The sequence below is a fragment of the Streptomyces formicae genome (assembly GCF_002556545.1).
Classification (GTDB): domain Bacteria; phylum Actinomycetota; class Actinomycetes; order Streptomycetales; family Streptomycetaceae; genus Streptomyces; species Streptomyces formicae_A.
On sequence record NZ_CP022685.1, the window covers coordinates 8,137,999 to 8,150,626 of the forward strand.

Genomic DNA, 12,628 nt, shown 5'->3' on the forward strand with positions numbered 1-12,628 from the left:
CCGTCCGAGGGGGTGCCGCATGGCACGCGACCGTACCGCCCAGAGCCGCAAGACCGTCACCATCGTCTTCTGCGACATGGTCGGTTCGACCGCGCTCAGCGAACGCCTGGACGCCGAGGCGCTGCGCCACGTCATGCTGCGCTACTACGCCGTACTCAGCGACTGTCTGGAACGGCACGGCGGGACCGTGGAGAAGTACATCGGCGACGCCGTGATGGCCGTGTTCGGCATCCCCGTGGTCCGCGAGGACGACGCGCTGCGCGCCGCGCGCGCGGCCCTCGACATCCTCGCCGCCGTGCGGACGTTCGCGAAGGACGCGCTCGGCGCCCACGGCGTGCCGGTGGCCGTACGCATCGGCGTCCACACCGGCGAGGTGGTCACGTCGGGCGACTCGGACGCCGGGCACGCCCTCGTCTCCGGCGAGGTCGTCAACGTGGCGGCGCGCCTGGAACAGCACGCGCCCACCGGGCAGATCCTCGTCGGCGCCGACACCCACCGCCTGATCGCCCCGGCAGCCGAAACCGTCCCCGTGCCGCCGCTGACCGTCAAGGGCAAACGGGACCCGGTGCCCGCCTGGCGGCTCGTCTCGGTCGGCTCGCCCCGGCACGGAGCCGCCCGCGGCAGGGGCGTCGCCCTCGTCGACCGGCAGGACGAACTCGCCCAGCTGGAGCTGGCGTTCGGCCGCGTCGGCAGGGACCGCACCTGCCATCTGGTCACGCTGTACGGCGATCCGGGCGTCGGCAAGAGCAGGCTGGCGAGGACCTTCGCCGCCGTCGCCGCCGAGGCGGGCGCCACCGTGTCCTGCGCCGCCTGCCCGCCCTACGGCAGCGAGGGCTCCCTCGCGCCGCTCGCCCAGCTCCTGAAGCGCCTGCTCGGCGACGCGCCGCGCGAGCGCCTCGCCGAGCTCCTCGGCACCACGGGCCCCGCGGCGGCGGCCGCCACCGCCCTGGCGCGCCTGGCGGGTTCGGGCCGCTCGGGGACCTCCTTCGACGAGACGTGCTGGGCGCTGCAGCGGCTGTGCACCGCGCTGGCGGCCGAGCGGCCGCTGGTCCTGGTCATCGACGACCTCCAGTGGGCGCACGAGGACCTGCTCGGCGCGCTCGACCACATCGCCGACTGGGTGCAGGGCGCGCCCCTGCTCGTCCTCTGTCTCGCCAGGCCGGAACTCCTGGAACAGCACGGCAGTTGGGGCAGCGGGAAGCTCAACGCGACCGCGCTCGTGGTGCCGCCGCTCGGCGGGGACGACTGCCGGGAACTGGTCATGCGGCTCAGCGGCGCGAGCACCGGGCCCACGGCGGCCGAACAGGCGGACGTGGTCGCGCACTTCGCGCCGTCGCCGTCGTCACCGCCTTCACCTGCGCCTTCGCCGCTGCCCGAGCGCGCCGTGGGGCGACTCATCAGCCGCTCCGAGGGCAATCCCCTCTTCGTCGAGCAGATCATGGAGATGGTCGCCGAGGGCGCCGACCCCGACGACGTACCCCTGTCGGTGCGCGCCATCGTCGCGGCCCGCCTCGACCGCCTCGCCCCCGAGGAACGGGCCGTCCTGGAAAGGGCGTCCGTGATCGGCGCCGAATTCGCCTCGGCCGACCTCGCGGCGCTCGCCGAACCCGACGACCCCGCCGCCGACCCCGTCGTACGCGACCTGGCCAGGCGCCGCTTCCTGGAGGCCGCCGACCCCGGCACGGCGGGCGAACCCCGCTGGCGCCTGGTCAGCCAGCTCATCCGCGACGAGGTCTACACCGGCATGTCCAAACTCCTGCGCGCCCGCGGCCACGAGAGCTACGCCGAGCACGTGCGCCGCGCGGGCCCCGACGACCACCACACCATCGGCACCCACCTCGAACAGTCCTCGCGCCTGCGCGCCGAACTCGACCCCGGCGACCCCGAGGTGCGCCGCACCGCCCGCGCGGCCGCCGACCACCTCGGCAGAGCGGGCACCGACGCGCTGGCGCACGGCGACATCAACTGGGCGGTCGGCCTCCTGCGCCGCGCCCTCGCGCTGACCGGGGACCGCTCGCGGGACGCCCTCGCGCTGCGCACCGCGCTCGCCGAGGCCAGGCTCGCCGCGGGGGACGCGGAGGAGGCCGTCGCCGAGATGCGCAGACTGCTCGGCGACGCGGCCGACGCCGGTGACGCGCGCACCGGGGCCAGGGTCCGGCTCCAACTGGGCTACCTGGAACCGGGGGAGGACGGTTTCGGGACGCTCCGCGACGCCGCGCGCGACGCCGTCCCTGTCTTCACCGAGGCCGACGACGCGCTCGGCCTCGCCCGCGCCTTCCTCGCCATGGGCCAGGAGAGCCAGAGCCGCAGCCGCCACCGGGAGGCCGCGGCCCACCTGGAGCGCGCCCTGCACGAATCGGTGCGGGCCGGTGCCGAACTGGAGCGCGCGGGCATCCTCGGAGCCCTCGCCGTCTCGCTCTGGCTGGGTCCCGAACCGGTCGGCTCCGCGCTGCGTAGTTGCCGCGGGTTCCGCGGCGACCACCTGGCGGGGCGCCTGGTCGGACGGGCCACCGTCGCCTGCCCGATGGCCGTCCTGCTCGCCATGCGCGGCGAGTTCGAGGAGGCACGCGGCCTCCTCGACGACGCGCTGCGCACCCTGACCGACCTCGGCCACCACTTCGCGGTGCCCGCCGTGCACCTGTTCACGGCGACCGTGGAACAGCTCGCGGACCGCTGGGACGCCGCCGAACTCCTGCTGCGCGGCGCCGCGGACGCCATGGAACGCCTCGGCGACGGCCAGTTGCACTCCACCGCCCTGCGCGAGCTGGCCCGCGTCCTGCTCTCCCGAGGCGACCCGCACGACGAGGTGCGCGCGCTGCTCGACCGGCTCATCGCCGACGGCGTGGCCGCGATGCCCGCCGCGGCCTGCGAGGTGCACGGCATGCGGGCCCGCATCGCCGCCGCCGACGGCGACCGCGAGGCCGCCGCCGCACACATCGCCACCGCCCTGCGCGCGGCCGCGGGCACGGACTCGCCCGCCTGCCTGGCCGGGGCCGAACTCGACCGCGCGCACGTGGCCCGCGCCCTCGGCCGCACCACGGAGGCCGGGGAAGCGGCGGCGGAGGCGGCGCGGCTCTTCCTGGCGAAAGGACACCTCGTGGGAGTGCGCAGGGCCGAGGCGGTACGGGACGGTGGGCGATGACCACGGCGCCCGAAGGACTCACCTGGCACCTCCTGGGCCGCGACCGCGCCGCCATCGAGGTCCGCACCGACTGGGCGGGCGCGGGCTCGGGCGACGGCGCCCAGGACGGCGCCGACTGGGCGTGGGGCGGCGCGACGGGGCGCGGTGTCCGGGTCTGCGTGATCGACAGCGGCGTGGACACCGAGCACCCCCTCGTGGGGCCGGTCAACGCCTCGTACCTCGTCAGGGAAGCGGCAGGGGAGGACAGCGGGAGCGAAGGGAGCGAAGGGAGCGAAGGGCGCGGCGGGACCGCCGGGTGGGAGGTGGTGCGGGTCTCAGGGGGCGACTCGTCGGGGCACGGGACCGCCTGCGCCTCGATCATCAGGGGGCTCGCGCCGCAGTGCGACGTGGACAGCGTGCAGGTGCTCGGCTCGGGCTTCCGGGGCTCGGGCGACGCGCTGATCGCGGGCGTGCGCTGGGCGGTCGAGCGGGGCTACGACGTCATCAACATGAGCCTGTCCACCACCCGCAGACAGTTCGCCCCCGTCCTGCACGAGCTGGCCGACCAGGCGTACTTCGGACGCACCCTGCTGGTCGCCTCGGCGCACAACATGCCGGTGGAGAGCTACCCCTGGCGGTTCTCCTCGGTGATCTCGGTGGGCAGCCACGACGAGGACGACCCGGGGCTGCTCCTGTACAACCCGAGCCCGCCGGTGGAGTTCTTCGCGCGCGGGGTGCGGGTGCCCGCGGCCTGGCCGGGCGGCGCGACCCGGCGGTGCACGGGCAACAGCTTCGCGACGCCGCACGTGGCGGGCCTGTGCGCGCGGATCGTGGGCAAGCACCGCGGCATGACGGCGTTCCAGGTCAAACAGGCGCTGTTTCTCGCCTCGGCCAACGTGAGGAGCCACTAGATGAAGGACACCGGGCCACAGACGGGACACGGCGGTACGGCGGAGGACGACCACCGCAGGCTGCTGCGCTCCGTGGTGCGCACCGCCGTGGCGATCTTCGACGCGCAGGCCAGCTCCATCGCGCTGCTCGACCAGGCCGACGGGGAGCTCGTCTTCGAGGCGGTGGCGGGCAAGGGCGAGGACGGCCTGGTGGGCCGCCGCTTCCCCGCCGAACGCGGCATCGCGGGCTGGGTCCTGCAATCGCGCCAGCCCGTCGAGGTCCAGGACGTCGACCGCGACGCGCACTTCGCGCGCGACATCGCGGAGTCCACCGACTACGTGCCCAAGGCCCTGATGGCGGCGCCCCTCTTCGCCGGGGACGAGCCGCTCGGCGTCCTCGAAGTCCTCGACCGCAGCCAGGAGTTGCGGGCCCCGCTCGCCGCGATGGAACTGCTCGCGCTCTTCGCCGACCAGGCGTCGGTGGCCCTGGCCCTGGTGCAGCGCGGCAGACGCGAGCGGCTCACCGGGGGACCGGCGGTCGAGCACGGCGACGCGGCCGCCGTCCGCGCGCTCGCCGAGGAGATCGGCGCGCTGGACGACGGCCGCGGGGCCGCCGCACGGCGAATCGTCAGCGACCTGGCCGAGGTGCTGCGCAGGCGGGACTGACCGCGCGGTCGTCGCCGCCGTGCGCGGGCGGCACCGACAGGCGCGCCGGCGCGTGCTCGCGGGCCAGGTCGTGCACGAAGGCCCCGAGCCGGAACAGGCCGGGGCCGTCCGGGTCGGTCAACGGCACATCGGTCAGCGCGTGCGTGTCGCACAGCCGGTTGAGGGCCTGCGCGGTGTCCATGGGCTCACCGCCGAGGCGCAGCCAGGCGTCCATGAAGGTGAAGTCGGCGCCGAAGTCCAGGAGGTGGATCTGCCGCCAGTCCGCGTCGGTGAGGACGCGGTAGCCGCGGCGCAGGCTCCTGCGCAGGTCCACGTCGCCGACCGTGAACCAGTCGAGGCCCGCGGACGACTCCACGTGGTCGGCGAACTTGGCCAGCGGCCAGATCCTGCGCGGCGCGATCCTGGCCCCCGCGATGCGCAGCGCGAGCGGCAGGCCGCCGCAGCACCGCGCGATGCGCCGCGCCGCGTCGGGCTCGGCGTCGACGGCCTCGGGCCCGGCGACGCGGCGGAGCAGCCGCAGCGCCGCGTCGTCGTCCAGCGGCCGCAGTTCGAGCGCGTCCGAGCCGTCCAGGCCCGCGAGGCGCGAGCAGCTGGTGACCACCGTGGTGACCGGCGGGGCGCTGGGCAGCAGCGGCCGCACCTGCGTCTCGTGGGCGGCGTTGTCCAGGACCAGGAGCGCGGGCACCCGTGGCGTGAACCGGGCCCGGTAGCGCATCACCAGGCCCGGCAGGTCATCGGGCAGCGTCGCGGGCGACTCCCCGAGCTGTTGCAGGAGTTCGGCCAGGGCGCGGGCCGGGGGTCTCGGCAGCCCCCGCGCGTCGCTGAGGTCGACGTGGAAGACCCCGCCCGGATAGTCCTCGGCCGCCGCGTGGGCCGCCGCGACGGCCAGGGTGGACTTGCCGACCCCCGGCGGCCCCGTCACCACCGTGACCCGCCACTGGGGCGCGGCCTGTCCGTGCGCCACCACCTCGGGGAACAGGGCGTCCATCTCCTGCTCGCGGCCGGTGAAGTCGGTGAGCCCCGGCGGCAGTTGTACGGTGCGGGTGACCGGCCCGGGATCGCACGCCGGTGTCGCTCCGGCGACCCGCGCGGGCGGCTCGGCCGCGCTCGGCGCCGGGACGCGGGGCCCGGCCGCGGGCCCGCCCGCCAGGATCTCCTGCTGCAACTGCCGCAGCACGGCGCCCGGTTCGAGGCCCAGCTCCTGGGAGAACTGGCGGCGCGTCTCGTCATAGGCGATCAGTGCGTCGTTCTGCCGCCCCACCCCGCACAGGGCCCGCATGTGCTGGGCCCGGAACACCTCGCGGAAGGGGTGCTCGACGACCAGCGGCTCCACCTCGTCGAGCACCTCGTGGTGCTGGCCGAGCTGGAGCCGGGCGGTGAACCACGCCTCGAGGCCCGAGAGCCGCCGCTCCTCGAGGCGCGCCGCCTCCGCGTCCAGCGGCGCGACGCCTTCGAGACCGACGAAGGGCCTGCCGCGCCAGAGCGACATGGCCTCGCGGATCAGCCGGTCCACCCGGGGCGCGTCGCTCTGCGCGGCGGCCCGCCTCGCCAGGTCGATGCCCTGCTCGAAGCGGACCATGTCGATCGCCTGCGGATTGACGGCGAGCCGGTAGCCGGGCCGCTGGTGCAGGACCTGCGCGCCCGCACCTGCCTCGTCGAACGCCAGGGCGCGGCGCAGGTGGTGGACGTACACCTGGAGGTTCTTGCCCGCGCTGCGCGGCGGGTCCTCGCTCCACAGCGCGTCGACCAGGCGGTCCACCGGGACCACCGAGTCCGGCCTGCACAGCAGGACCGCGAGGAGCACCTGCTGTTTGAACGGTCCCAGGGCGAGCTGATCGGACTCCGTGACCGCTGCGAGCGGCCCGAGCACGTTGAACTGCAACACCGTCGAATCCTTCCCCGTGGGTGCCTCTCGTGGTCGCGCCGCAGGGCCCAGGCGGAACATCACCTGGGCCCTCGTGGTGATCAGCCGGCGTGCGGCCGATGGTGCGGGGTGCGCGCCACTACCAGACGAACGCGCCGCTGAGCGGGCTGTTGCTGTGCGAGACGACGTCCTCGGCCGCGTCGAGGCGCGACTTGATGGAGTTGAGCAGCGCGACCTCTTCCTGGCTGAGGGAGGAGATGGCGTCGAGCTGCTGCGGGTTGGCGCCCTTGAAGTTGTGACCGGCGGCGGCGAGTTCCTTGAGCGCGTCGTACGACATGGTTTCTCTCCTTGGTTGGCTGGTGATCCGTCGGTCGGCGGATCACCGGAGCGAGGGGGATGGGCGCCCCCTCACGCTTGGGTGGTCGCCAGGGCAGGGGCCCGGCGAGAGGCCAGCACCGCGCGCAGGGCGGTGTCGGCGGCATCCACGGAGTGCAGCGCGCTGAGCCCGACGGCGGTCGCCAGGTCGTGGGTCAGCGGCATTCCGTCGATGGTGCGCAGGATTTCGTCACGGTGTTTGACGTCGAGCGCGGCATGGCGCTCGAGGGTGCGGAATCCGCTGCGCGGAAATCCGGTGCGGCGCATCAGTTCGTCGACGAGATGCGGCGACGGCGGATTTCCTTCGAGGACCGCGATGTGCCCGAGCAGACAGGCCGGGTGGTAATGCCGGATCCAGTAGTACTGCGCGCCGACCAGATTGGCAACGGATGCGGCGGGAACCCGGCGCAGCGGTTCCTGAGGATCGTGTCCAAGGGCTTCGAGGTCCTGCCTCAGCCATTCGTCGTGGCCCTGTTCCTCGCGAATGTGTCGGGTGAGATAGGTGACGAGAACCTCGGCGGCGGGATCGTCCGCCGCGCGGTTCTCCGCCTCCTCCAACGCGCATTCCATGAGGGGTACCGTCGAACGGATCGCGGTGTGCAACATGCAGAGATACTCGGGATAGAGCTCGCGGAGCCGCTGTGAATTCCACAGTTCCTGCGACGTTTCGGCAAGGCGCGGCAGCAACAAATCGATTTTGGCGAGAAGCACACGGCTGTGCCGGGTGGTCATGAGGGATCTCCTGTCTCGCGGTGCGCGGAGTCCGTACGGAACGGCCCGGACGGAGTGTCCCGGGCGGAATTCCGGGGCGCGGGATAACCGGTTCAGTCGGTGAGTCCGGCCAGGGCGGCGAGCAGCGCGTCGTGCTGGGCCGCGTCGCCCCCGCCGGAGCGCCGCTTCGTCATCGTCCAGCACAGGCCGCAGATGGACGAGAACTCACGGTCTGCCAGGTCGCGGTACTGCGGGAGTCCCGTCAGGACGCCGGGACCGACCGCGCCGAGGGCACGGAGGAAGTCGTCGTCGTGGAATCCCCTGACGGCCGCCTCGACCTGCGCGCCGTCGGTGGCGTCGCGGCGCAGCGCCGCGGGGCCCGCACCCATGATCACGGATTCGTTGCAGCAGGCGGTGACCCGGCCGTCGTAGCGGACGACGGTGGCGTCCACGACGTCGCAGGGGCCGAAGTCACGCCCGGGAGTGCGCTGTTGCCAGGCGTAGAGCGCGGCGCCCCTGCCGTGCGGCAGGCCGTGGGTGGGGATCAGCTCGGCCCGCCGGGGCCAGTCGGGTCCCAGCGCCTCGGTGAGCGAGGCGCGGGTGGCGGCCAGGCTGTCCCCCTCGTCGACGCACTGCACGACGATCGGCACGGAGTGCCCCGCGACGACCCGCGCCGCGTTCACGAACCGCTCCGGGCCCTGCCCGTCCACGTGGTGGGCGTCGGTGCTCAGATAGATCGCGGTGGTCAGCGGCAGCAGCCGGTCGATCCACTCGGGGGCGCGCGGCGATGCCGCCCAGAAGCCGCTGGTGTAGATGACCACCTGTTTGCCCGCGGCGGCCAGGCGCCGCACGGCGAGCGTCAGTCCGCGCCGCTCCACGAACGGCTCGCCCCCGGAGATGCCCACCATGGCGAGCTCCGGCATCGCGGCGAGCCGGTCGACCAGGGACTCCAGGAGGTCGAAGTCGGTGATGCGCGGGCTGTCGGGGCGCGAGTCCACCGAGCAGTGCGCGCAGCCCACGGGACAGCGGTCGGTGAGGAACAGCAGGACGGAGGAGCCGCGTTCGCGGCGGATGTCGAGGATCTCCTGGTGCGTGGCCGCCGCTTTCATGGCGTGCTCCCCGCAGTGCTTCCCGCGGTTCCCACGGCGCTCCGCGCCGTGCCACCCGCGCCCCACCGGCTGCCGACGCCCGCGGGTTCGGTTCCGCTGAGCCCGAGCGTGATCAGCTCGGCGTACTCGGTGATCCCGTACTGCTGGGCGAAGGAGACCGCGCCCGCCTCGACGAGCAGCTCCTCGGTGCGCTCCTCCACCAGGCGCGTGGTGGGTTCGACGGAGAGGCGGCGTACGCCCGCGGGCACGGCCGGGTCCTTGGAGAGCACCCAGCAGGTCTGGCAGTAGCCCTCGGTGCCGCAGCCGCCGGCCGAGCCGTGCCGCTCCATGAGGTACTCGGGCCCGGTGGCGCGGATGGCGCGCACCATCGGGCTGCCGATCGCGCGCTCCCTGATGGTGGGCCAGTCGTCCTTGGCGATGTGGCCGAGGTAGAGGTGGGCGGGCAGCGGCACCTTGCCGTCCATCACGTCCTGGTTGCCGCACGCGGTCACCTGGCCGTTGAAGCCGATGACCGGCCAGGCGGAGACGGCACAGGGTGCCGGGGAGATCTCGCCCTGCGGCAGCGGTGCCTGCTTGAGCCAGGCGTCCGCGCGGCCGTGCGGGCTGACCGGGGCCACCAGCATGGGGACCTGGTCGTCGAAGACCCTGCGGACCTCGGCGGTCAGATCGGCCAGATAGGGGTCGCCGGGGCCCGTGCCCGTCAGCTGGAGACTGACGTTCTTGCCCTCGGCCATGAGTTCTTTCAGGACACGGAAGACGGCCGCCCGGGGGACCTCCTCCTCGTGGAAGACGTCCAGGCTCGCGGAGAAGTGGTCCACGGCGTCGATCGCCCGCTTGACCGCCGGGGGAATGCGCCCGCCGTGCTGCGCGAAGTAGAGCCCCGACAGGACGTGGGTGCGGGCGCCGACGGAGCGCGAGAGTTCCGCGATGTCCTGGACGAGACGCGGCCGCAGAAGCGCCTCGCCGCCCGACATGAGGACGAATTCAGGCCGGTTCTCCGCGGTGAAGGTCTCGGCGAATCCCCGGAAGAGCTGCTCGGGATACTCCTCGCTGTCAAGCAGGGAACTGGTCGAGCAGTGCTTGCAGTGGAGAGGGCACCTGCGGGTGATCCCGAAGAACACCGCTGCCGCGGGCACCGGGCGATATCGCAAGATCTCCATGAGGTGCACCGGAATCCCCCTCCGTAGACATGTTCTGCGGCTTCCGTTCCCGCGCTTTGGTTCCTGCGCTTCCGTGGGGAACTGGTTCGAGTATGAAGTCCCGTACTTACGTTCGTCTTTGAAGTTGGTTGAGAACCGGTTCTACCGGTTCCCAACCACCCTATTCAGACGGAAGGAAGCACCCCGTCGGGACGATTGCGCAGCGCGAGCGCGGCAGGCAGAGCGGTCGAAATCAGCGCCAATGCGGCAACTCCCGCGATGATGAGCGAGTAGCCGAGCGGTGGAATGCTGAAATCGGTGGAACCGGTCAACGCGCCGTTCGCCCCCGCGAGCCCCGTGACGGCGATGGCCGTGCCCGTCGCGGCCCCGATCAGTACCGCGATGAGCGTCTCCAGATAGAGCATTCCTGTGATGTGCCTGCGACCCGCGCCGAGCAGCCGCAACAGCGATACCTCCTTGGCCCGTTCGGCCGTGCCCATCAGCAGACCGTTGATCATCGAGACCGCGGTGAAGAGCACCAGGACGGAGAGCACGAGATAGGTGCCCGTGGTGTTCTGCGCCAGCGAGGTGCGCAGGCCGTGCGCGTACGCGTCGACGTCGGTCACCTCGACCGTGGGATGGTCCTTCACCAGCGCGGCCGCGGCGGCCCGCAGCTTCTCGTCCTGGCCCGGCGCGGCGCGCACGAGCACCGAGTCGTTGAGCTTCTCGTGCAGGTGCGGGCCCAGATAGCGCTCGGACAGCAGGATGTCGCCGAGGCCGAGCGGCCGGTCGAAGACGGCGCCCACGGTCAGCTTCACCTGTGTGCCGTCGCCGAGCCAGGCCGCGAACCGGTCGCCGACGTCGAAGCCGCGCTGCTTGGCGTACGTACGGCTGACGGCCGCGGTGCCGTCGCGCTCCAGGCTCTTCAACGAGCCCTCGCGCAGCCCGAGATCCATCACCTTGCCCGCCGCCGCGGGGTCGAGCGCCTGCGCGCCGAGCACGTCGGGCGTGCCGAGGACGTCCGAGATGACCGTGGTGGACCGGGTCGCCGCGACGGCCGCGACCCCGTCGAGACCGCGCGCCGCCTCGGCGACGTCGGCGGGCAGCCCCGGCGAGTCCTGCGGGAGCAGGACCAGATCGGCCTGGGTGCGCCGGTCGGTCTGCTCCGCGGTGATGCGGTTGAGCGAACCGGTGACGAGCAGCACCGTGCAGGCCATCGCCACGGTCAGCATCAGGGCCGACGCCATCGACGCCACCCGGCGTACCGAGAAGCGGGAGTTGGCGTGCGCCAGCCAGCCCGTGACGCCGCCGACCGCCGAGACGAGCGCGCCGAGCGGCGGTTCGAGCACCCGGGCGAGCAGCGGTCCCAGGAGCGCGGCCGCCCCCATCAGGAGCAGCACGATCAGATACTGGAAGGCCACCCCGACCTCGCCGCCGATGTGCTGCGTGGCGAAGAACAGCGCGATGCCGCCGCCCAGCGGAAGCAGCGCGAGCAGCACCCGCGTGACGGTCACGGGACGGCGCGGCGACACCGCTTCCTGGAGCGCGTCGGCCGGCCTGATGCGGGAGATCCGGCCCGCCGCCGCGAGCGCGGCGAGCAGGGCGAGCAGCAGCGTCGCGCCCCCGGCGAGGAGGAACGGCAGCGGCCCGAGGACCAGTTCGTAGGCGTCGGGTGCCGTGCCCCGGTCGCGCAGCCGGTCCAGGATCAGCCCGGACAGCGGCACGGAGAGCAGGAACCCGGGCAGCAGACCGGCGGCGGACGCGAGCAGCGTCTCGGCCGCGACCATCCGCCTGACCTGCCAGGATGTCGCGCCGACCGCCCTGAGCAGGGCGATCTCCTGGGTGCGCTGGAGCACGCCGAGCGCGATGGTGCCGCCGAGCACGAACACCGCGAGGAAGCCGCCGATGCCCGCCATCGGGCCGAACAGCAGCGTCGTCGAGGCGAGTTGCTCGGTGGTTCCCGGCGCCCCGGCCTTGGCGCGCTCGTCGCCGCTCAGGACGTCCAGATGCGGTACGTCGAGTGCCTCGCGCACTCGTTGCCCCACCGCGTCGGCGCCGTCGCCCTTGCTGAACACACCGGCGAAGGCGGCCGCGCCCTTGGCCCCCGAGAGCCGCTCGGCGGTGGCTGAGGAGAAGAACAGCGAGGACTGGTCGGGGAGTTCGGCACGGCCGTCCGGCCTGGCGATGCCCGAGACGCGGTAGGTGGCCGCGCCCCCGGCGGTCACCACCCGCACCTGCCCGCCGACCTTGTGGTGCCCGCGCGCCGCCGTGCCCGCGTCGAGCACCACCTCGTCGGCGGCCCCCGGCGCCTTGCCCGACGCCAGCGCGAACGGTGTCAGGGCGGCCGCCCGCCACGCGTGCCCCTCGGTCACGCCGTCGTCGGGGGCGGCCTGCGCGGTGCCGTCCGCCGCGATGGCCTGCGCGTAGAACGGCGTGTCCGTCACCACCCGTGCCACGCCGGGGACTTGGCGCAACGTGGCGACCTGCGCGGCGGTCAGCCGGGGCGGCTGGTCGAGCGGATAGCTCTCGTTGTCGACGTTCTGCCCCGAGCCCGTGCGGATCACCACGTCGGGGTCGAGCCGCACCACCGCGGTGGTGGCGCCGAACCGGTCCGCCGACGGCACCGCCCGCAGCCCCGACTCGACGAGGATCCCGCAGGCCGCGATGAGCATCGCGGCCATCGCGGCGGCACAGAGCGCGCCGACGAATCCGTACCGGTGCTGGCGGATGCCCGTCACCGCGAGCCTGAGCAC

Annotated in this window: 9 protein-coding genes; 3 read left to right on the forward strand and 6 right to left on the reverse strand. The window is 73.5% G+C overall.

Going from position 1 to position 12,628, the window contains the following annotated elements:
* Positions 1-19: 19 nt before the first annotated feature.
* From KY5_RS35400 to KY5_RS35410, 3 genes are read left to right on the forward strand one after another with little or no spacing between them, the layout of a single operon-like run.
* On the forward strand, positions 20-3,142 hold the full coding sequence (locus tag KY5_RS35400) for an adenylate/guanylate cyclase domain-containing protein (protein ID WP_098246029.1): 3,123 nt from the start codon (positions 20-22) through the stop codon (positions 3,140-3,142).
* Positions 3,139-4,032: a S8 family peptidase gene (locus tag KY5_RS35405; protein WP_098246030.1), complete on the forward strand. Its 894-nt coding sequence runs from the start codon at positions 3,139-3,141 to the stop codon at positions 4,030-4,032. Before KY5_RS35400 ends, KY5_RS35405 begins: the two co-directional genes overlap by 4 nt.
* On the forward strand, positions 4,033-4,677 hold the full coding sequence (locus KY5_RS35410; protein ID WP_098246031.1) for a GAF domain-containing protein: 645 nt from the start codon (positions 4,033-4,035) through the stop codon (positions 4,675-4,677).
* Here KY5_RS35410 and KY5_RS35415 read toward each other — a convergent pair.
* The 6 genes from KY5_RS35415 to KY5_RS35440 all read right to left on the reverse strand — a co-directional run bounded on the left by KY5_RS35415 (position 4,640) and on the right by KY5_RS35440 (position 12,628).
* Positions 4,640-6,562, reverse strand: coding sequence for an AfsR/SARP family transcriptional regulator (locus KY5_RS35415; protein ID WP_159072674.1), 1,923 nt, complete (start codon positions 6,560-6,562; stop codon positions 4,640-4,642). The genes KY5_RS35410 and KY5_RS35415 overlap by 38 nt on opposite strands.
* 118 nt (positions 6,563-6,680) lie before the next feature.
* Positions 6,681-6,878, reverse strand: coding sequence for an aroma-sacti cluster domain-containing protein (locus tag KY5_RS35420; RefSeq protein ID WP_055555016.1), 198 nt, complete (start codon positions 6,876-6,878; stop codon positions 6,681-6,683).
* A gap of 71 nt (positions 6,879-6,949) precedes the next feature.
* The gene (locus KY5_RS35425; protein WP_098246033.1) at positions 6,950-7,648 is read right to left on the reverse strand and encodes an iron-containing redox enzyme family protein; all 699 of its coding nucleotides are present in this window, start codon (positions 7,646-7,648) and stop codon (positions 6,950-6,952) included.
* A gap of 92 nt (positions 7,649-7,740) precedes the next feature.
* A complete protein-coding gene (locus tag KY5_RS35430; RefSeq protein ID WP_098246034.1) occupies positions 7,741-8,736 on the reverse strand; it encodes a radical SAM protein in 996 nt (331 codons plus the stop codon).
* The gene (locus tag KY5_RS35435; protein ID WP_159072675.1) at positions 8,733-9,896 is read right to left on the reverse strand and encodes a radical SAM protein; all 1,164 of its coding nucleotides are present in this window, start codon (positions 9,894-9,896) and stop codon (positions 8,733-8,735) included. The genes KY5_RS35430 and KY5_RS35435 overlap by 4 nt, the downstream gene beginning before the upstream one ends.
* 164 nt (positions 9,897-10,060) lie before the next feature.
* On the reverse strand, positions 10,061-12,628 hold the full coding sequence (locus KY5_RS35440; RefSeq protein WP_098246036.1) for an FtsX-like permease family protein: 2,568 nt from the start codon (positions 12,626-12,628) through the stop codon (positions 10,061-10,063).

Bases quoted from the DNA above. Each gene is read 5' to 3' on its own strand.
- KY5_RS35400 (WP_098246029.1), top strand. From the start codon at position 20: ATGGCACGCGACCGTACCGCCCAGAGCCGCAAGACCGTCACCATCGTC.
- KY5_RS35405 (WP_098246030.1), top strand. From the start codon at position 3,139: ATGACCACGGCGCCCGAAGGACTCACCTGGCACCTCCTGGGCCGCGAC.
- KY5_RS35410 (WP_098246031.1), top strand. From the start codon at position 4,033: ATGAAGGACACCGGGCCACAGACGGGACACGGCGGTACGGCGGAGGAC.
- KY5_RS35420 (WP_055555016.1), bottom strand. From the start codon at position 6,878: ATGTCGTACGACGCGCTCAAGGAACTCGCCGCCGCCGGTCACAACTTC.
- KY5_RS35425 (WP_098246033.1), bottom strand. From the start codon at position 7,648: ATGACCACCCGGCACAGCCGTGTGCTTCTCGCCAAAATCGATTTGTTG.
- KY5_RS35430 (WP_098246034.1), bottom strand. From the start codon at position 8,736: ATGAAAGCGGCGGCCACGCACCAGGAGATCCTCGACATCCGCCGCGAA.
- KY5_RS35435 (WP_159072675.1), bottom strand. From the start codon at position 9,896: ATGGAGATCTTGCGATATCGCCCGGTGCCCGCGGCAGCGGTGTTCTTC.